Below are 16,956 nucleotides of genomic sequence, written 5' to 3'. Positions count from 1 at the left end.
GCCCGCACCTGCCGATCAGATTCAAGGGAGACACAATGAGCCAAACACGCCCGACGGCCCTTCGGACCGAACCCGCCGCCGCAAGCGCGCTCGAAGACACCCGCCGGGCCAATCTGGCGCGTCTCTTCAAGCCGCGATCCATCGCCGTCGTCGGCGCCTCGGCCGATCCGGCCAAGGCGGGTTCGCAGGCGCTGAAGACCCTGTCGCGCTTTCCCGGCAAGCTCGTCTGCGTCCACCCGCGCGAGACGGAAATCCAGGGCCGGCCCTGCTATCCCAGCTTTGCCGACCTGCCCGAGCCGGTCGATCTCGCCGTGCTCGCCATCCCGGCCCGACATTGCGTCAGGGCGGCGGCGGAGGCGGCCGAGCGCGGCGTCGGCGGCGTCTTCATCGTCTCGGGCGGCTTCGGCGAGACCGGGGCCGAGGGCGCGGGACTTCAGGACGCGCTCGGCGAAATCTGCGCGCGAACGGGAATGCGGCTGCTCGGGCCGAACACGTCCGGCTTCGTGAACCCCGCCGCCGGCTGCATCGCCAGCTTCGTGCCGGGCGTCGACACGATCGGAACCGGCTCCGTCGCCGTCGTCGCGCAATCGGGCGGCGTCAATCTCAGCCTCGGCTACCTGCTCGACCGGCTGGGCGAAGGCGTCTCGATCGCCGCCGGTCTCGGCAATGCCGTCGATGTCGGCACGCGCGACATGCTGGATCTTCTGGCCGAGGACGCGAACACGCGCGCCATCGCGCTGCATCTGGAAGGCGTCACCGATGGCCGCGCGCTCTTCGAGACGCTGAAGCACGTCACGCCGAAGAAGCCGGTCGTCGCCGTGGTGGCGGGCCGCGCCGACATCGGCGAGTTCGCGGTCTCCCACACCGGCAATCTCATGGGCTCGCGCGAGCGCACCGTCGCGGCCCTGACGCAGGCCGGCGCCATCGTGGTGGATACTCTGGACGAACTGGCACAGGCGGCAGCGGTGCTCTCACGGCGGCGGATGCCGCCCAAGGCCGCGAACGCCATGGCCCTGATCACCGGACAGGCGGGGCCGGGCCTTCTCATCACCGACGCGCTGAAGGCCGCCGGCATCGCGCTGCCCGAACTCGGCCCCACCACGATGGAGACGATCGAGGCGCTGCTGCCGCCGATGACCTTCATCAAGAACCCGGTCGACACCGGCCGCCCGGGGCCGGGCTTTCCGGACGTCGTGCGCGCCGCGGCCGAGGACGAGGCGATCGACGCCGTCCTCGTCTTCGGGATCAGCGAACCCTCGGTGCTCGATCCGGCCGCGGCCCTTCGCCCGGCCGACGAGGCGACGGGCAAGCCGATCCTCTTTGGAACCCTCGGCCCTGCGCCGGACCTCCAAAAGGCCCGCGACGACCTCGCGGCGCTCGGCACGCCGACGGTCATCGGACCGGACCGTCTGGCCCTTGCCGGCACCGTGCTCGACGCCGACGCCCGCCACCAGTGGCGGCTGTCGCATGCGGCCGAGAACGCCCCCTCGCCCGCTCGCGAAAAGCTGACCGGCCCGTTCGACGAGAATGCCGCCAAGCAGCTGATGCGCAGCTACGGCATCGCGGCGCCGAGAAGCGTCCTCGGCGAAACCCGCGAGGCCGCGCTCGCCGCCTTTGCCGAACTGCGGAAGCCCGTCGTCGTCAAGATCGCCGCCGAGGACGTCGCCCACAAGACCGAGGTGGGCGGCGTCATCCTCAACGTCCGCGACGACGACGCCTTCACGGCGGCGCTCGACAAGATCGCCGCGATCCCCACGAAGACGCCGAACCGCGTCCTGATCGAGGAAATGGCGCCCGACGGCGTGGAACTCATCGTCGGCGGTGTCCGTGATCCCTCTTGGGGCCCCTGCGTCGTCATCGGCCTCGGCGGCGTGCAGGCCGAGGCACTGTCCGATTCCGTCGTCGGCCTCGCACCCTTGAGCGAGACGGACGTCGCGGTAATGCTCGACGCCTTGCGCGGCAAGAAGCTCCTCGACGGCTTCCGTGGCCTGCCCCGCTGCGACCGCTCGGCGATTGCGGGCGTCGCCATCGCCGTCGGCCAGCTTCTCCTCGATCATCCGGAAATCGCCGAGGTCGAGATCAATCCCCTGCGGGTGAACGAGACCGGCGCGGTCGCCCTCGACGCGCTGGTGGTGCTCGGCGGAAAGCCGTAACCCCTCCAAATACCGCGCAGCGCTTGAACCACGGAGTCGAGCAATGCGACGAGCCTGATCTCCCCCTTTGCGGGGGAGATGCCGGCAGGCAGAGGGGGTGTCCCCGCGCGATATCTCCAGACGACGGCGCCGCACCCCCCTCTGGGTTGCCACCCATCTCCCCCACAAAGGGGGAGATCGAGACGGCGGGCCTGGGCGCTCTATCGCAAGCGGTCGTAGTTGCTGCGCTGGACCATATCCCGTCGCTCACAAAGGCATCTGGTTGCGGATTTCCTTTTCCAGGATCGCCTCATACTCGGCGAATTCGCGGTCGTGGCGATTGCGCGGCCGGTCGAGATCGATCGGCAGGTCCATGACGACACCGCCCGGCGCACGGCCGAGGACGATGACCCGATCGGACAGGAAAACCGCCTCGCGGATGTCGTGAGTGATGAACATCACGGTCTTGCGGGCCTTGGCGCAGATCTCTTCCAGCGCGTTCTGCATCGTCTCGCGGGTAAAGGCATCGAGCGCGCCGAAGGGCTCGTCGAGCAGCAGGACCTCGGGGTCGATGGCGAGCGCCCGGCAGATGCCGACGCGCTGGCGCATGCCGCCCGAGAGGTGCGCCGGGAAGTAAGTCTCGTGCTCGGCAAGCCCGGTCATCCGCAGATATCTGCGGGCGATCCCGTAGCGCTCCTCTTTGGACTTTCCGAGGCTCTTGAGCCCGAAAGCCACGTTGTCGATGACGTTGAGCCAAGGAAACAGCGCATATTGCTGAAACACGATGCCCCGATCGAGGCCCGGCCCTCTGACCCGGCTCTCGCCGACCAGAATATCGCCGCCGGTGATCGGCTCGAGACCGGCCGCCATGTTGAGAAGCGTGGACTTGCCGCAGCCGGACGGGCCGATCACGCTGACGAAGGAGGCATCCTTCAGCGTGACGTTGAGATCGTCGAAGATGACCGTCGAATTCGAGCCGAACATGCGCCGGCTGCGATAGGCCTTGGAGACGTTTTGGACGTGAAGCTCGGCCATCAGTCGAGCTCCCTCAGCGTGCCCCAACGCTGAACCGTCATCACCTCCAGGGGCCGAAGGAAGGCCCGTTCGATCAGGAGACCGACGAGGCCGACGACGAACAGCCCGGCATAGAGTTGGCTCGACAGGAACATCTCACGGGCCCAGTAGAGCCGATAGCCGAGGCCGTTGCCGAGCGAGACGAGCATCTCCGCCACGATGAGAATGCGCCAGGCGCGGGCGAATGCGAGACGAAAGCCGGTGATGATCGACGGAAGCGCTGCCGGCACGAGCACGCGGTAGAAGAGCGAGAAGCCGCTGGCGCCGAGCGAGCGTCCGGCATTGAGGATGGTCGGGTCGATCATCTTGACGCCCGACCATGTCGAGAGCGCCGTCGTCAGCACGACTTCATAGACGAGAATGACGAGGATCGCCGTCTCGTTCAGCCCGAACCACATCATGGTCAGGGGAAAGAAGGCGGTTCCGGGGATCGACAGCAGGAAGCTGAGGCTCGGCGCGACGATCTTCTCGACGACGCCGAAATAGCCCATGGCCGCGCCCAGCCCGACGCCGATGACGGAGCCGAAGACGACGCTGATCGTCAGCCGGCGGAACGTTCCGGCCACATCCACCAGAAGCGTTCCGCTGACCGTCATGTCGTAGAGCGACGAAGCGACGGCGCTGATCGGCGGAAAGATGATCGGCGGAAAGATTTCCAGCCGGGTGGTGATTTCCCAGAAGATCAGGATCGCGACGACCGGCAGGAGGCCATAGGCCGCCGACTTGGCAAACCTCAGTCCCGAGCCCGGCAGGGCCGTCGCACCGCGCACTTCGTCCATCGTCGAAATGGTCATCTTCGCCGCTTTCATCCGACTTCCGCTTGCGCCTTTTCGGCGAAGGACATGTCGAGAATCTTGTCGATGTCGGGCTCGTTCTGGATGACGCCTTCGGCCTCGAGATAGGCCGCGATGTCGCGCATCTCCTCGATGCCCTGCTCGGGCAGCACGACCGTGTCGTAATAGGTCCCGCCGTAAAGCACCGCCCGAACGGTCTCGTCGTCGAGAGCGCCGGCGATGTCGCCGAGCTGGCTTTTCAGGACCTCGACCGTCTCGTCCTTGTTGGTCTCGACGAATTTCTGGGCTCTCCGCCACGCCATGAGATAGGTCTGGACGAGTTCCGGGTCGTTTTCGACGAGTTCGGGTTTGGTCGCGAGGAGCAACGGATAATAGACGCCCGCCATCTTCTCGAATTCCTGGGAACTGATCGCTTCGAAGCCGAACCCGGCCGACACGATGCGGGTCATCATCGGCTCCCAGCCGATCACGCCGTCGAAGGAGCCCGACTGCATGGCGGTCGGCATGTCGCTGACGCGCAGATTGGTCAGCTCGAAATCGGATGCGCTCAAGCCGAGCTTCTGCAGGATGATCATGAAGGTCGTGTGCACCCCGGTCCCGAACTGGATGCCGATCTTCTTGCCCTTGAACTCTTCGAGCGTGCCGAGATCCTTGTTCGCCTCGGAGGCGATCAGCTTGCCGTAATAGCCGTGGCTGTGAACGCCGATCACCTTGACGTCCGCCCCCTGGGCGACGGCCGGGATCAGCGCGGCGGGCGCGATTTCGGCGAACTCGATCTGCCCCGCGAGGAGGGCCTGCAGCGCTTCGGAGCCGCGCTGAAGCTTGGTGATCTCGACGTCGAGGCCGGCATCCTCGTAGATGCCCTCGGCTTTGCCGACGGCGCTGATGATCGCGGTGAAGGCCGCGCTCGTCGCGTGGCTGGTGCGTCTGTTTTCCGCCCCGAAAGCCACCCTGGGCGCCAGGTTCGCCACGCCGAGCGCGGCGGCGAGTGAAATGAATTCACGCCTTTGCATTGTTTCCTCCCAAATGCTGGCCGGCGCGACCATCGTCGGCTCCAGCCGATCGTCCGACCGAGGCGCTCGCCAAGGCTCGGACATGTCTCCTCCATGCTTATTCCTATCAGAAAATTTCCAACTTCGAAGCGTAATTCCAAATTAAGGCCGGAGCTGTACGCTCTCGGACGCCCCTCGCAGCTCCGTTCGTACGCCCGGACCATCCCGATGCTCGGGATCCACGAGCCGCCGAGGATTACTTGCAAATTCAGAGGCTTGATCGAATTCCTCGACCGGCGACCCGCTTCACGGACGGGGTTGCACGCCCCCGATCTTGCACGACCGAGAGCCTCGGCTATGCCGGTTTTTCATGGCCTCGTGAAAAAATGGACGTGGCACAGAGCCGCGTCGTTATGAAATTTCCTCATTGCGCGCGGAAATGTTCGAGTTTCCGGCCATCCCTGCGTCTCAGTAATTTCCGCGAGAGGGCGGACGCGATCCAAGGACGAAATCATGGCAAACGACACGCGATCTCTGGAGGCCACGACGGCACGCGAGCAGGAGCGGCGATGGGGTTTGCTGCGCGAGATCATGCGGGCGGAAAAGCTCGACGCGGTGGTCGGCCAATCGGCGAACAACATGACCGGGACGGCCGGATATCTGCGCTGGATGACCGGCCATTCGGCCGCCGGCTCCTATCCCGTCTCGGCGATCCTGCCGCTCGACGGACCGCTCGTCTTCATCCGGCACGGTGCCTTCGGCGGGATCGTCGAACCGAGCGCCGAGCGCGTCAAGAGCGGCTTCGGACGGATCATTCAGACGCCGACATTCCCCGCCATCGAATATTCCATGGACTACGACGGGCGCCTCATCGCCGAGGAAGTCCGCCGACAAGGCTATAGGCGGATCGGCATCCTGGGCGGCAGCGCCATGTATTACGCGATCGCCGCCGGGCTGCGCAGCGAGTTGGCCGGCACGGTCGAGATCGTCGACGTGACGCCGCAAGTCGATGCGGTGAAGGCGATCAAGAGCGCCGAGGAGATCGAGCTGATCCGCGCGGCCGCGACAATGCAGGACGAGGTGATGGCAAAGCTCGTCGAATTCATCGAACCCGGCCGCCGCGACTACGAGGTCACGGCGTTCGCCCAATATACCGGACAGCTTCTCGGCAGCGAGACGGGTTTCTTCCTCGGCTCGTCCTTCTCGTTCCCGGACGGCTCGCTCCCCCTGCGCCAGCGTTCCGAGCAGGGGCGTCAAATCCAGAAGGGCGATCTCGTCTTCATCCTTCTCGAGAATTCGGGCGCCGGCGGCATGTTCACCCACATGTCGCGGATGATCTCGGTCGGCGGCCCCGCTCCGACCGAGCTGGAGGACACGTTCCAGAAGGTTCTGGAGGTGCGCCGGTTCAATCTCGCCCAGATGGCGCCGGGACGCGACTGCGCCGACATCTTCGCCGAATACAACGCCCACATGCGCGAGCACGGCTATCCGGAGGAGCGGCGGCTCCACGCCCACGGTCAGGGCCTGGACGTCGTCGAACGGCCGCTGATCCGCTCCGACGAAACGATGGCGCTCGCCGGCAACATGAATCTCGGCGTTCATCCCTTCATCTTCGACGATCGGAAATTCGTGTCGTGCTGCGACAACTATCTTCTGCACGAGGACGGGCGGATGGAGAGGCTGCACGCCTGCCCGGAGGAAATCCTGGTCGCGTGACGATGAATGGGCGCACTGGCGCTTCGTTGTCAGGCGCCGAGATCGAGCGAAAAGAGCCAGTCCTCGAACCGGGCGAGGGTCTTCCGGCCGCTGCGGTCGCCGGGATAGACGAGGTAGCATTTGTTGGGGCTTTTGAGTTCCAAGGGAAAGGGTTTGACCAGCTCGCCGCTCGCCAATTCCTTTTCCATGAGCGCGGCCGGGGCGATCGCGACGCCGAGCCCCACGACAGCCGCCTGAAATACCATTGGGTATGTCTCGAAGACCACCGTCTTGAACGACGTGCCACCGGCGGAAGCGGAAGCCGACCACTCGTTCCAGAGCGGCACGTCGGAGGCGTGCATCAGGATCGAAACCCTGGACAGGTTCTCCGGTTTTTCGAGATCGTAGCCCCTCGTCAGGTCCTTCGACGCAACGGCGGTGAGAACCCAGGGCATGAGCTGGCGCCAGACGTGATTGGTATCGGGCTCGGGAGCGAACTCGATCGATGCGTCGAGATTGGCGAAATTGGGTTCCAGCCGGGTGTTCATCCGTGTCGCGAACTCGATGGTGATGTCAGGCTCGCGCTCGAAGAGCCGTCCGATGCGCGGAATGAGCCAGCGACTGCCGAAGCTCGCCGGCACGCCGAGCCGCAGGCTTCGCATGTCGTTATTGGAGGCGATCAGCGAGGCGGTCGTGGCACTGAGATCGGCGAGGATGCGGCGGACGTTCTCGAAATATTGGGCGCCTGCCGGCGTCAGACCGATGCCATGGGTGCGTTTGCTCTCGAAGAGCTGAAGGCCGAGCTGCTGTTCCAGCGCGGAGATCTGCTTGCTGACGGCGCTTTGGCTCAAGGAAAGTTCGCTGGCCGCCCGCGTGAAGCTTTTCAGACGGGCCACCGCCTCGAAAGCGGCAAGGGCTTTCGTCGAGGGAAGCAGACGGCGCGATTGGGGAAACTGCGGCGAACTCGGCATGGGCGGACCACTATCGCGGCGTGGGAATTCGGGAGGACGGCCGCCTCCGGAGCCCGGCCGATGGGCTGGGCATACCGGCGGGACGGCCGGGCTTGGCGGCACGCCCTGCTGCAGCATCCAAACAGTTCGAAAGGGTGGGAGCGATGAAAATCTGCATCTTCGGGGCCGGTGCGGTGGGTGGCCACATGGCGATCAGACTGGCGCGCGGCGGCGGCGATGTCAGCGTCGTCATGCGAGGGGAAAACCTGGCTGCCGTGCGCGAACGCGGCCTGGAACTCCGCGCCAAGGGCGCCGAGCCGTTTCGCGTGTCCCTGCCCGCAACGGACAAGCCCGAGACCCTGGGTCCGCAGGACGTCGTGGTGATCTCCGTCAAATATCGCGCGCTCGCCGCCGCCTTGAAAGCCATCGACCCCCTGATTGGCCCGGATACCCAGATCGTCAGCGCGATGAACGGCATGCCCTGGTGGTTCGCAGAAGGACTGCCCATCGCGGAAGACGAAGCCCTGTCCGCCCTGCTCGATCCCGGCGGCGCGTTCGGCCGCACCGTGCCGTCCGAGCGGTGGACCGCCTGCGTCGTCACCTCGGGCAACATGGTGAGCGAACCCGGCGTGATCACCAACACGACCCCGGACAAAAACAGGCTGAGGCTCGGCACCTCGAGCGGGTCCTTCCATCCATTGATCGCGGAATTCGTCGCGATCGCGAAGACGGGAGGATACGACGCCGAGATCGTCGACGATATCCGCCATCAGATCTGGTCGAAACTCCTGATCAATGCGGGCATCTCGTCTGTCGCGACCGTCTGCGAGAAGACCGTCGCCGAGATCTGCCAAAATCCGCGAACCCGCGCGCTTTCGATCGGCGTGATCGAGGAAATCATGGCGCTCGGCCGCGCGATCGGCTTGCCGGTGGACGCCGATCCGGAAGCGATGACCGCACCTGAAACCGCGCCGCCCCATGTGACGTCCTTTCTCCAGGATCTCCGGGCCGGCCGGCCCCTGGAGATCGAGAACGGCATCCTCGCCTTGGTGGAAATGGCGAAGTCTTCCGGCGTGGACACCCCTCGCCTCGAAGCAGTCGCCGCAGTGATGGCGGCGCGATCGCAGGCGAGCGTGCTCGATTGAGCGGCGTCACGGGCACGAACTGGCGAACAAAAGTCGCGCCGCAGACACCGGTCCGCGACGCGAATCCAATCGGGGACGGTGGGCCGCTTACTGCTTCTGGGCGCTCGGCGCAGTGCTGATATATTCGCCTTCGATCGGACCGATGATCTCCTCGAAGCGGGAGCGCAGCTCCTTCACCCTGTCGCCATCTGAAATGAAATCGATGAAGCCGTCGGCGACATCATAGCTTTCCAGCGGTTCGAAGCCTTCCGGCGGGTCGACATCCTCGCGCGCCGACCAGATGTTGCGGCTGACATAGCGCTCCTGCTGCTCCTTGGTGAGCGCGAAGCTCAGGAACAGTTTCGCGGCATTGGGATGTTTCGCCTCGGCGAAGGCCGCGATGCCATAGGGAAACGCGACGAGGGGCGTGTCTTTCGGAACGACGAATTCGGACGAGTTGAACGTCGTGATCTGGTCGAACGAAGCGGTGCTTGTTCCCTGCTTCAGAGCATCGGCGACGAGGACGTGGCTGCGCACGAATTTCGGCTCAAGCTCCATGAACTCGGTGAAGAACTCCCAGCCGTATTTCTCGCGGATCTGGTCGTAGAGGTAGAGCGTCACGTCGTCGTCATGAGGATAGGTCGAGATGAGCTGGCCGCGAAACTCCGGCTTCAGCATGTCCTCGACCGTCTTTGGTGCCTCGCCGTCAGCCAGTTTCTCCGCATTGTAGGCGCTGCCGATCAGATAGATCGACAGCGGGAAGAACCCGTCCCGCTTCAGATGTTCCGGCACAGTCTCGATCCCGTCCGGCTGAACGTTCATGAGCTGGCCGGCCTCCTGCCATTCGACGAGGTCCTGCATGGTCTGCGCCGTGACGATGTCGGCGTCGAGATCGCCTCCGGCTTCGAGCTGATCGTTGATCTTCTCGATGACATCGTAGCGGCCGGGAACGATCCGCACCTTGACTTTCGGGTATTTCGCCTCGAACTGGGCCACGAGGTCTTCATAGACCTGGCTGGGCCCCTGAGCGTAGTAGACGAGCTCGCCTTCCTGGGCCGCCTCGTCGTACAGCTCGTCGCTCTGGGCATGGGCCTGGGGCATCCAGGCGCCTACGGCCAATGCGGCGACGGCGATGATATTGAGATATGAGCGCATCGGAGATCTCCTTTCGCGCTGCTTTCGGATGATGGATAGATCCGGGAACGTCCGTTCCCCTCTGCCGGCAAGCCCGGCTCGTCGCGGGAACCGGCGGCGACCGGGGCCATTGCCCTGCCGATCACCGCCCGCCATCCAGACGGTCACGGCATCCGGCACTCGAAGTTCGCCGCCATCTCGATACTGCCGACGCCGGTGTAGCGGGCCTGTTTCGGATAGACGCAGAAGGGACGCGTGCGGCCCGGCCACGGTACGTCCTCGGCCTCTTTGGCTTCGCCCACGATCCGCTCGGGCGCCTTGCCGTTCTGAAGATTTTGGAAACTGGAATATTATTCTTAATTTCCAAATTTAAACTCCGTCATGGGACCGCGTCTGTCAAGGCGATATTCCAGCGCTCCTGCGACGGATCTCGGCCGCGCGAACGCCCGATGGCGCTCGCCGACGTCTCCAAATCGGGAAGAAAGACGCGCCACGATCTCGCGGCGCGCGTCAGCGGGCCTCCCGCCTTGCGAGGCGCCGCGTCCGGCGAACACCGGCGACGTCGGCTTCAGGCGAGGGAGCTGCTCTTGTCGGAGAGATCGAGCCGGACGTTGACTCGGCCCTCGTTGACGACCCAGCGATGGATCCTCGGCTCGCGATAGCCCGCCTCGACGAACGGGTCCCGGCTGGCGATCGCCTCCGCTTCCTCGAAGGAGCCCGCGCGGATGATCGTCATGCCGTTGCCGGTCATCGCGCCGCTGTCGTCGTAGAGCGGGCCGGAGAGGAACAGCGTGCCGGATTTCTCGAGGTCGATCATGTAGAGCAGGTGCTCCCTGATCTTCTCCTTGAGGTCGTCCGGCTTGGTCAGAAGTCGGTTTTCGATGAGGTAGAATTCGGCCTTCATCATCCGGTCGAGCAGATCGGGGACGCTCATCGCGCTCGGCTCGGCTTGGCTCATTGCAGGGCCTCCTCGGCTGGCGACGCCAGAGCTTCCAGCGCCATCTCCATGGTCACGCGATAATGGCTGCGAAGAGCGGCGATCGAGCGCTCCAGATCGCGATCGAGAACCGCATCGACGATCTCCTGGTGTTCTTTGGCAGGATCGCGCTGCCTGCCGGCGGCTGCCGTCTTCACCGCGCGCAGGATGCGGAAGCGCTCCGCCTGATCGAAGAGGAGGTCGGCCAGATAGATCTGCCATTCCGACTGGCAGGCGGACAGGAGCGCCATGTGGAACGCCTTGTGGCGCCGGGTCCAGACCTCCGCCTCCGCGCCCTGGCTCGTGGGAAACGGCACACGCGAAAGCGCATGGTGGGTCGCCACGACCCGGGTCTCCCACGCCACATCACCGACCTCGATGGAGCGTTCGAGCGCCGCGCATTCGATCACCAGCCGCGTTCGCGTGATGTCGACCACCGACGCGTCGCCGATCGGCGCGACACGGAAGCCGCGTTGCCCCGAGGAGGTCACCAGGCGCTCGCTCGCCAGACGCGACAACGCTTCCCGCAAGGGACTGATCCCGACGTCGTATTTCCTGCGGAGTTCGTCGGATCGCAAAGGCGCGCCGGGAACCAGGACACCCCAGATGATGTCGGATCTCAGCCGTCGATAGATCGCCTCGGACACCGTCCGCGGCGCGTCCCGCTGCTCCAGGTCGATTTCTGATGCCGTGCGCGTCATGTCCCTCTCCTCGGGGCGATCTCTTCGCACAGCGTGCACCGTGATTCCATTCGCATTTTTCGGCGATCCTCCGAAGGATTCAGACGGTCCCGCCCCACCATTGACATGTCGACAAACGAGGTGATACCTCAAATTTGGAAATTTAAAAATAATTTCCAATGGGAGGATGAAATGCGGGACGAAGCTCACGAGGCGACGGAGGTCTTCACGGTCGGCGGCCATGCCTCCGGCATTTTCTTGCGCGATTGAGGAAGGCTGCCGATGGTCTTCTTCCTCGAACAGCTGTTGAACGGCCTCAATTACGGCCTGCTCCTGTTCCTGATCGCCGCGGGGCTGTCGCTCGTCTTCGGCGTGATGCACCTCATCAATCTCGCCCACGGTTCGCTCTTCATGGTCGGCGCCTTCGTCACCGTCGGTGTCGCCGGCTGGTCCGGCAGCTTCTGGCTCGGCGCGCTTGTGGGGGTCGTCGCGACCTTCCTTGCAGGCCTCTTGATCGAGCGGCTGATCGTCAGGTCGCTCTACGCCCGCAGCCATCTCGATCAAGTCTTGGCGACCTTCGGCCTCATCCTCTTCTTCAACGAGCTTCTGCGCTGGCTGTCGGGCGGAACGCCGCTCTTTTCGCCGACACCCGATGGTTTCGGCGGCGCGATCGAATTCTTCGACGGCTTTTTCTATTCCCGCTACCGCCTCGCCGTGACCGTCGCCTCACTCGTCGTCGCGGCAGGCTTGTGGTTCGTGCTGGCGAAAACCAGGGCCGGCATGCTGGTGCGCGCCTCGGCGAGCGATCCGGAAATGGTCCGCCATATCGGCTTCGACGTTCGCCTGGTCGGCGCGATGGTCTTTGCCGCCGGTGCCGCCCTTGCCGGGCTGGCCGGTGTGATGAGCGGACCGCTCGTCTCCGTCGAGGTCGGCATGGGCGAACAGGTTCTCATCATCGCCTTCGTCATCGTCGTGGTCGGCGGCATGGGCTCGATCCAGGGCACGTTCTGGGCCTCCCTCGCGATCGGTCTGGTCGACACGCTGGGCCGGGCCTACACGCCGGTTCTCATGGGCGGCTTTTTCGAGCCGCGCACCGTCGCCAGCGTCGCGCCCTCGCTGTCGGCGGTCCTGATCTACGTGCTGATGGCCGCCGTGCTGATCGCGCGTCCACAGGGGCTTTTCGCACGATGACGTCTCCATCAGCCGAAAGAACCCTCCCCGCCCCGGCCGCACGGCCTGGATTGCCGTCGCTCGGCGGCGACCGGTCCATGCTCCTCCTCTTCCTCCTGCTGGCCGTCGCGCCGTTGGGCCTCGAAGCCTATCTCCTCGGCGAGCTGACGCGGGTCATGATCTACGGCATGGCCGCCTGCGCCGTCGGCTTCGCGATCCGACACGGCGGGCTGGTGAGTTTCGGCCATGCGGCCTTCTTCGGAATGGGCGCCTATTGCGTCCTGATGGCGCGCAATGCCGGCTATCAGGACGCGCTTCTCGTCTGGCCGCTGGCGCTTCTGGCCGTCGCCGTTCTGGCACTGGTCATCGGTCTTCTCTCGCTCAGGACCGGCGGTGTCGCATTCATCATGATCACGCTGGGCTTTGCCCAGATGGTCTATTTCATCATCTCGGGCAGCCAGAGCCTCGGCGCCGCCGATGGCCTGCCGCTCTTCGGTCGCGACACGCTCGCCGGGCTTTCGCTCGATGCGATACACGGCTTTCACTACCTCGTTCTCGTCGCGCTCGGCCTCGTGCTCTTCGTCATGGTTTGCCTTTCGCGCTCGCCGGCGGGGCTGGCGCTGCGCGGCATCGCCCATGACGAGCGGCGCATGAAGGCGCTCGGCTATGCCCCGAAGCGCCTGCAGCTCGCCGCCTTCGTCTTCTCAGCCGTCGTCACGGGATTTGCCGGGGTTCTGGCCGCGAATTTCTACCAGTTCGTCGGCCCCGCCTATCTCCACTGGATCGTCTCCGGCGAGCTTCTGGTGATGGTGGCGCTCGGCGGCATCGCATCCCTGTCGGGCGGGCTTTTCGGTGCGCTGATCCTGGTGCTCTTCGAGGCGATCTTCTCCGAATACACCACCTATTGGCGGATCTTCCTCGGACCGGCCGTCATCCTCTCGGTGCTCTATCTCCACAAGGGCGTCCATCCGGCCGTGGAACGGCTGCTCGGAGGGCGCGATGACTGAGGCGCCTCTCGTCGTCCGCGATTTGAGCAAATCCTTCGGCGGGCTGAACGTCACCCGCTCCGTCAGTCTCGACCTGAAGCCCGGCGAGATCCACGCTTTGATCGGCCCGAACGGTGCCGGCAAGTCGACGCTGATCAATCTGATCGCCGGCGAACTCAGGCCCGATTCCGGCGCGATCCGCCTCAACGGCGTGGATGTGACCGGCCTTCATTCCGAGCAGCGGGTTCGCTCCGGCCTTGCCCGTTCGTTCCAGGTTTCAAGCGTCCTCAAGGATTTCACGGTTCTCGAAAACGCCCTTCTCGCGGTCGTCGGCCGCCGCCAGCCGGCGCTCAACTGGTGGCGCTCGACCCTTTCCGACACGCAGGGCGTCGAGGAGGCCATGGCCGCTCTCGAAAAGGTCGGCCTCGCCCGCCGGGCGAACGCGAAGGTCGCGACCCTGTCCTATGGCGAGCGCCGCCATTTGGAACTCGCCATGGCCCTTGCGCTGAAGCCGAAGGTCCTTCTCCTCGATGAGCCGATGGCTGGCGTCGGAACGGAAGAGGGCCACGAATTGACCGAGCTCGTCTCCAATCTCAGAACCGATTGCGCGATCCTTCTCGTCGAGCACGACATGGACGTCGTCTTCGCACTGGCCGACCGGGTATCGGTGCTCGTCGAGGGCCGGATGATCGCGACGGGAGCCCCCGCGGAGGTTCGCGAAATGGAGAGCGTCCAGCACGCCTATTTCGGAACGGAGGACGTCTGGTGAGCCTCCTCCACGTTTCCGATCTGACCGGCGGCTACGGCCCGATCAAGGTTCTCCACGGCGTCGATCTGACCGTCGAGGAAGGCGAGGTCGTCGCGCTCGTCGGCCGCAACGGTATGGGCAAGACGACGACGATCAAGACGCTGACCGGCGAGCTTCCGGCGATGTCCGGCGACATCCGCTTCGACGGCACGTCGATCGCGACCGTCTCGCCCAACCAGATTTCGCGCATGGGCGTCGGGCTGGTGCCGGAAGGGCGCCGCTGCTTCTCGAACCTGAGCGTCGAGGAGCACCTGAAGCTCGCCGAGCGGTCCGGCCCGGGCGGCCATTATTGGACGCGCGAGCGGGTGTTCGAGATGTTTCCGAGGCTGAAGGAGCGGCGCGCGAACCTCGCCTTCACGCTGTCGGGCGGCGAACAGCAGAAGCTCGCCATTGGCCGGGCGCTGGTGACGAACCCGAAACTCCTCATTCTCGACGAAGCGACCGAGGGTCTCGCGCCGCTCGTACGCAAGGACATCTGGCTGTGCCTCGAAAGCATCGCGAAGGCAGGCCTGTCCGTCATCGTCGTCGACAAGAATCTCAAGGCGCTCGCGCGCATCGCGCAGCGGGTCGTCGTCATATCCAAGGGGCGGTCCGTCTGGGAGGGCGCCGCCCAAGCTTTTGCCGAGGATGAAAGCCTGCATCAGCAGCATCTCGGCGTCTAACAGGGAGGCGCATTCATGACTTCGAAGATCGGACGGGCGGCGAAATACGCGGCCATTCTCGCGGGCCTGACCATGGCCGGTGGCGCGGTCGCGCAGGACGGCGACACGTTGAAGCTCGGCTATATCAGCACGCTGTCCGGTCCTGCCGGAAGCTACGGCGTCGAAATGCTCAACGCCTACAATCTCGGCCTCGAACACACCGGCGGAAAACTCGGCGGAAAGGAGGTCGAGCTGGTCACCGGCGACGATCAGGCCAAGCCCCAGATCGCGATCCAGCTCGCCCGGCAGATGCTCCAGCGCGACGACATCGACCTGATGTCCGGCCTTCTCTTCAGCCATGTGGGCGAGGCGGTGAACTCCGTCATCCTGCCCGCGGACCGCATGGTCGTCGCCTCAGTCGGCGGCTCGTCCAACCTTGCCGGCGCCGGCTGCGAGGCGAACTACTTCATCGCCTCCTGGAACACCGACACGATGTTCGAGGCGATCGGCGCCTATCTGAAACAGGAGGGCGTCGAGCGCGTCGCCGCGATCGCGACGAACTATCAGGCGGGCTGGGACGCGGTTTCCGGCCTGAAGCTCGGTTACGAAAGCGATCTTGCGGCCGAACTCCTGGTTCAGCTCAACCAGTCCGATTTCGGTGCCGAACTCAGCCAGATCCGCGCCGCCGACCCGCAGGCGCTGGTGATGTTCCTGCCCGGCGGCTCCGGCATCGCCTTTCAGCGCCAGTTCAACCAGTCCGGCATGCAGGAGACGGTCGATCCCTATCTCGCGACCTTCCAGGCCGACGAGACGACCTTCGGCGCGCTCGGCGACGCGGCGGCCGGAACCTTGAATGCCGGCCCCTGGAACCCCGAACTCGACAATGCCGCGAACAAGAAATTCGTGGAGGCCTTCAACGAAAAATACGGGCGAAACCCGTCGATCCTGGCGGCGATGGCCTATGACACGGTCCTTCTCCTCGATGCCGCCGTCGGCGCGGTGGATGGCAATGTCCGCGATCTCGACGCCTTCCGCGAAGCCCTCGAAAACGTCGAGTTCGACTCGGTCCGTGGCGAATTCTCTTTCGCAAACAATCACTTTCCGATCCAGGACTTCTACATCAGCCGCATCGCCAAGGGCGACGACGGCACCCTGCGCAACGAGTTGGTGACCCGCATCTTCGAAGCGAAGGCGGATTCCCACACCGGCGAGTGCCAGATGAAATGATCGGCTTTCGCACGGAAGCCGCATCGAGACAGCCGGCGCGCAAGGCATCGGGTCTTCCAGCGAGACACCGCGTGCGCGTCCACTCGAATGGGAGGCAATGAGATGACGACGATTGGCCTGATCGGTCTCGGCAACATGGGAAAGCCCATGGCGGAGAACCTCATCGACGCCGGACACGAAGTCCTCGGATTCAGGCGGGGCGATCCGTCGGAGTTCGAGGCGCTCGGGGGCCAGTTCGCAGCCTCCCCGCGAGCGGTCGCGGAAGGCAGTGACATCGTCCTGTGCTGCATTCCCGGCGACGACGCGCTGAGCGAGGTCATCTCCGGACCCACCGGGATCGCCGGCGGCGACTGCTCGGGCAAGGTCGTCGTCGAGCTTTCGACCCTGTCCGGCGACGTCAAGCAGCGCGAAGCAGACGCCGTCACCGCCAGGGGCGGGATCATGCTCGACGGGGCGATCAGCGGCCTGCCGCCGATGCTCGCGGCCAAGAAGGCGATCTTTCTCCTCAGCGGCGACCATTCGGCTTTCGAAAAGGCGAAGCCGATCCTCGAAGTCGTGACCGACAACCTGTTC

Annotated in this window: 15 protein-coding genes and 2 pseudogenes; 9 read left to right on the top strand and 8 right to left on the bottom strand. The window is 64.9% G+C overall.

The genetic code is table 11. The annotated features are described in order from the left end of the window. The first annotated feature begins 35 nt into the window (after nucleotides 1-35). Nucleotides 36-2,153 (top strand): acetate--CoA ligase family protein, encoded by a 2,118-nt coding sequence (locus LZD57_RS15605; protein WP_233720407.1) that lies wholly within the window; start codon nucleotides 36-38, stop codon nucleotides 2,151-2,153. Between the two features lie 246 nt (nucleotides 2,154-2,399). Here the strand turns inward: LZD57_RS15605 and LZD57_RS15600 are convergent, their stop codons facing one another. Genes LZD57_RS15600 through LZD57_RS15590 form a run of 3 tightly spaced genes read right to left on the bottom strand, consistent with a single transcriptional unit; the run spans nucleotide 2,400 to nucleotide 5,013 of the window. After that, nucleotides 2,400-3,167 carry an ABC transporter ATP-binding protein gene (locus tag LZD57_RS15600; protein ID WP_233720406.1) on the bottom strand — a complete coding sequence of 256 codons (768 nt, stop codon included), beginning with the start codon at nucleotides 3,165-3,167 and terminating at the stop codon, nucleotides 2,400-2,402. Then, on the bottom strand, nucleotides 3,167-4,000 hold the full coding sequence (locus tag LZD57_RS15595) for an ABC transporter permease (RefSeq protein WP_233720405.1): 834 nt from the start codon (nucleotides 3,998-4,000) through the stop codon (nucleotides 3,167-3,169). Before LZD57_RS15595 ends, LZD57_RS15600 begins: the two co-directional genes overlap by 1 nt. A gap of 11 nt (nucleotides 4,001-4,011) precedes the next feature. Beyond that, a complete protein-coding gene (locus LZD57_RS15590) occupies nucleotides 4,012-5,013 on the bottom strand; it encodes an ABC transporter substrate-binding protein (RefSeq protein ID WP_233720404.1) in 1,002 nt (333 codons plus the stop codon). 492 nt (nucleotides 5,014-5,505) lie between these two features. Between LZD57_RS15590 and LZD57_RS15585 the strand changes: the two genes are divergently transcribed. Next, nucleotides 5,506-6,708, top strand: a complete 1,203-nt coding sequence (locus tag LZD57_RS15585; RefSeq protein WP_233720403.1) for a M24 family metallopeptidase — start codon at nucleotides 5,506-5,508, stop codon at nucleotides 6,706-6,708. 29 nt (nucleotides 6,709-6,737) lie between these two features. On the opposite strand, the gene LZD57_RS15580 is transcribed toward LZD57_RS15585, so the two are convergent. Continuing rightward, nucleotides 6,738-7,658, bottom strand: a complete 921-nt coding sequence (locus LZD57_RS15580; RefSeq protein ID WP_233720402.1) for a LysR substrate-binding domain-containing protein — start codon at nucleotides 7,656-7,658, stop codon at nucleotides 6,738-6,740. A 143-nt stretch (nucleotides 7,659-7,801) separates the two neighbouring features. Here LZD57_RS15580 and LZD57_RS15575 point away from each other — a divergent pair, with 143 nt between their 5' ends. Next, on the top strand, nucleotides 7,802-8,782 hold the full coding sequence (locus LZD57_RS15575) for a ketopantoate reductase family protein (protein ID WP_233720401.1): 981 nt from the start codon (nucleotides 7,802-7,804) through the stop codon (nucleotides 8,780-8,782). An 87-nt stretch (nucleotides 8,783-8,869) separates the two neighbouring features. Here LZD57_RS15575 and LZD57_RS15570 read toward each other — a convergent pair whose 3' ends face one another. From LZD57_RS15570 to LZD57_RS15555, 4 genes and pseudogenes are all read right to left on the bottom strand, one after another. Further along, a complete protein-coding gene (locus tag LZD57_RS15570; protein WP_233720400.1) occupies nucleotides 8,870-9,916 on the bottom strand; it encodes an ABC transporter substrate-binding protein in 1,047 nt (348 codons plus the stop codon). A gap of 143 nt (nucleotides 9,917-10,059) precedes the next feature. After that, a pseudogene (locus tag LZD57_RS15565) lies at nucleotides 10,060-10,212 on the bottom strand (hypothetical protein); the annotation flags it as partial. A gap of 251 nt (nucleotides 10,213-10,463) precedes the next feature. Then, the gene (locus tag LZD57_RS15560) at nucleotides 10,464-10,853 is read right to left on the bottom strand and encodes a YciI family protein (protein WP_233720398.1); all 390 of its coding nucleotides are present in this window, start codon (nucleotides 10,851-10,853) and stop codon (nucleotides 10,464-10,466) included. Continuing rightward, entirely contained in the window at nucleotides 10,850-11,794 is a 945-nt protein-coding gene (locus tag LZD57_RS15555; RefSeq protein WP_233720397.1) for a GntR family transcriptional regulator, read from the bottom strand. The genes LZD57_RS15560 and LZD57_RS15555 overlap by 4 nt, the downstream gene beginning before the upstream one ends. A gap of 39 nt (nucleotides 11,795-11,833) precedes the next feature. On the opposite strand from LZD57_RS15555, the gene LZD57_RS15550 reads away from it, so the two are divergent. From LZD57_RS15550 to LZD57_RS15525, 6 genes and pseudogenes are all read left to right on the top strand, one after another. After that, nucleotides 11,834-12,742 (top strand): branched-chain amino acid ABC transporter permease, encoded by a 909-nt coding sequence (locus tag LZD57_RS15550; protein WP_233720396.1) that lies wholly within the window; start codon nucleotides 11,834-11,836, stop codon nucleotides 12,740-12,742. Between the two features lie 77 nt (nucleotides 12,743-12,819). Then, nucleotides 12,820-13,728, top strand: coding sequence for a branched-chain amino acid ABC transporter permease (locus LZD57_RS15545; RefSeq protein WP_233720395.1), 909 nt, complete (start codon nucleotides 12,820-12,822; stop codon nucleotides 13,726-13,728). Beyond that, on the top strand, nucleotides 13,721-14,476 hold the full coding sequence (locus LZD57_RS15540; protein ID WP_233720394.1) for an ABC transporter ATP-binding protein: 756 nt from the start codon (nucleotides 13,721-13,723) through the stop codon (nucleotides 14,474-14,476). The genes LZD57_RS15545 and LZD57_RS15540 overlap by 8 nt, the downstream gene beginning before the upstream one ends. Continuing rightward, nucleotides 14,473-15,177, top strand: coding sequence for an ABC transporter ATP-binding protein (locus LZD57_RS15535; RefSeq protein ID WP_233720393.1), 705 nt, complete (start codon nucleotides 14,473-14,475; stop codon nucleotides 15,175-15,177). Before LZD57_RS15540 ends, LZD57_RS15535 begins: the two co-directional genes overlap by 4 nt. Before the next feature lie 15 nt (nucleotides 15,178-15,192). Continuing rightward, nucleotides 15,193-16,383: an ABC transporter substrate-binding protein gene (locus LZD57_RS15530; RefSeq protein WP_233720392.1), complete on the top strand. Its 1,191-nt coding sequence runs from the start codon at nucleotides 15,193-15,195 to the stop codon at nucleotides 16,381-16,383. A gap of 36 nt (nucleotides 16,384-16,419) precedes the next feature. Beyond that, a pseudogene (locus LZD57_RS15525) lies at nucleotides 16,420-16,953 on the top strand (NAD(P)-dependent oxidoreductase); the annotation flags it as partial. Between the last annotated feature and the right edge of the window lie 3 nt (nucleotides 16,954-16,956).

It is taken from the genome of Jiella avicenniae (assembly GCF_021390325.1).
GTDB classification, from domain to species: Bacteria; Pseudomonadota; Alphaproteobacteria; order Rhizobiales; family Rhizobiaceae; genus Jiella; species Jiella avicenniae.
Note: the sequence above shows the minus strand (reverse complement) of the source record. Positions and strands in the feature narration are given on the sequence as shown.

What these genes read in the sequence shown, in the direction of transcription:
- LZD57_RS15605 (WP_233720407.1), top strand. Translation starts at nt 36, where the DNA reads ATGAGCCAAACACGCCCGACGGCCCTTCGGACCGAACCCGCCGCCGCA.
- LZD57_RS15600 (WP_233720406.1), bottom strand. Translation starts at nt 3,167, where the DNA reads ATGGCCGAGCTTCACGTCCAAAACGTCTCCAAGGCCTATCGCAGCCGG.
- LZD57_RS15595 (WP_233720405.1), bottom strand. Translation starts at nt 4,000, where the DNA reads ATGACCATTTCGACGATGGACGAAGTGCGCGGTGCGACGGCCCTGCCG.
- LZD57_RS15590 (WP_233720404.1), bottom strand. Translation starts at nt 5,013, where the DNA reads ATGCAAAGGCGTGAATTCATTTCACTCGCCGCCGCGCTCGGCGTGGCG.
- LZD57_RS15585 (WP_233720403.1), top strand. Translation starts at nt 5,506, where the DNA reads ATGGCAAACGACACGCGATCTCTGGAGGCCACGACGGCACGCGAGCAG.
- LZD57_RS15580 (WP_233720402.1), bottom strand. Translation starts at nt 7,658, where the DNA reads ATGCCGAGTTCGCCGCAGTTTCCCCAATCGCGCCGTCTGCTTCCCTCG.
- LZD57_RS15575 (WP_233720401.1), top strand. Translation starts at nt 7,802, where the DNA reads ATGAAAATCTGCATCTTCGGGGCCGGTGCGGTGGGTGGCCACATGGCG.
- LZD57_RS15570 (WP_233720400.1), bottom strand. Translation starts at nt 9,916, where the DNA reads ATGCGCTCATATCTCAATATCATCGCCGTCGCCGCATTGGCCGTAGGC.
- LZD57_RS15560 (WP_233720398.1), bottom strand. Translation starts at nt 10,853, where the DNA reads ATGAGCCAAGCCGAGCCGAGCGCGATGAGCGTCCCCGATCTGCTCGAC.
- LZD57_RS15555 (WP_233720397.1), bottom strand. Translation starts at nt 11,794, where the DNA reads ATGGCCGCCGACCGTGAAGACCTCCGTCGCCTCGTGAGCTTCGTCCCG.
- LZD57_RS15550 (WP_233720396.1), top strand. Translation starts at nt 11,834, where the DNA reads ATGGTCTTCTTCCTCGAACAGCTGTTGAACGGCCTCAATTACGGCCTG.
- LZD57_RS15545 (WP_233720395.1), top strand. Translation starts at nt 12,820, where the DNA reads ATGCTCCTCCTCTTCCTCCTGCTGGCCGTCGCGCCGTTGGGCCTCGAA.
- LZD57_RS15540 (WP_233720394.1), top strand. Translation starts at nt 13,721, where the DNA reads ATGACTGAGGCGCCTCTCGTCGTCCGCGATTTGAGCAAATCCTTCGGC.
- LZD57_RS15530 (WP_233720392.1), top strand. Translation starts at nt 15,193, where the DNA reads ATGACTTCGAAGATCGGACGGGCGGCGAAATACGCGGCCATTCTCGCG.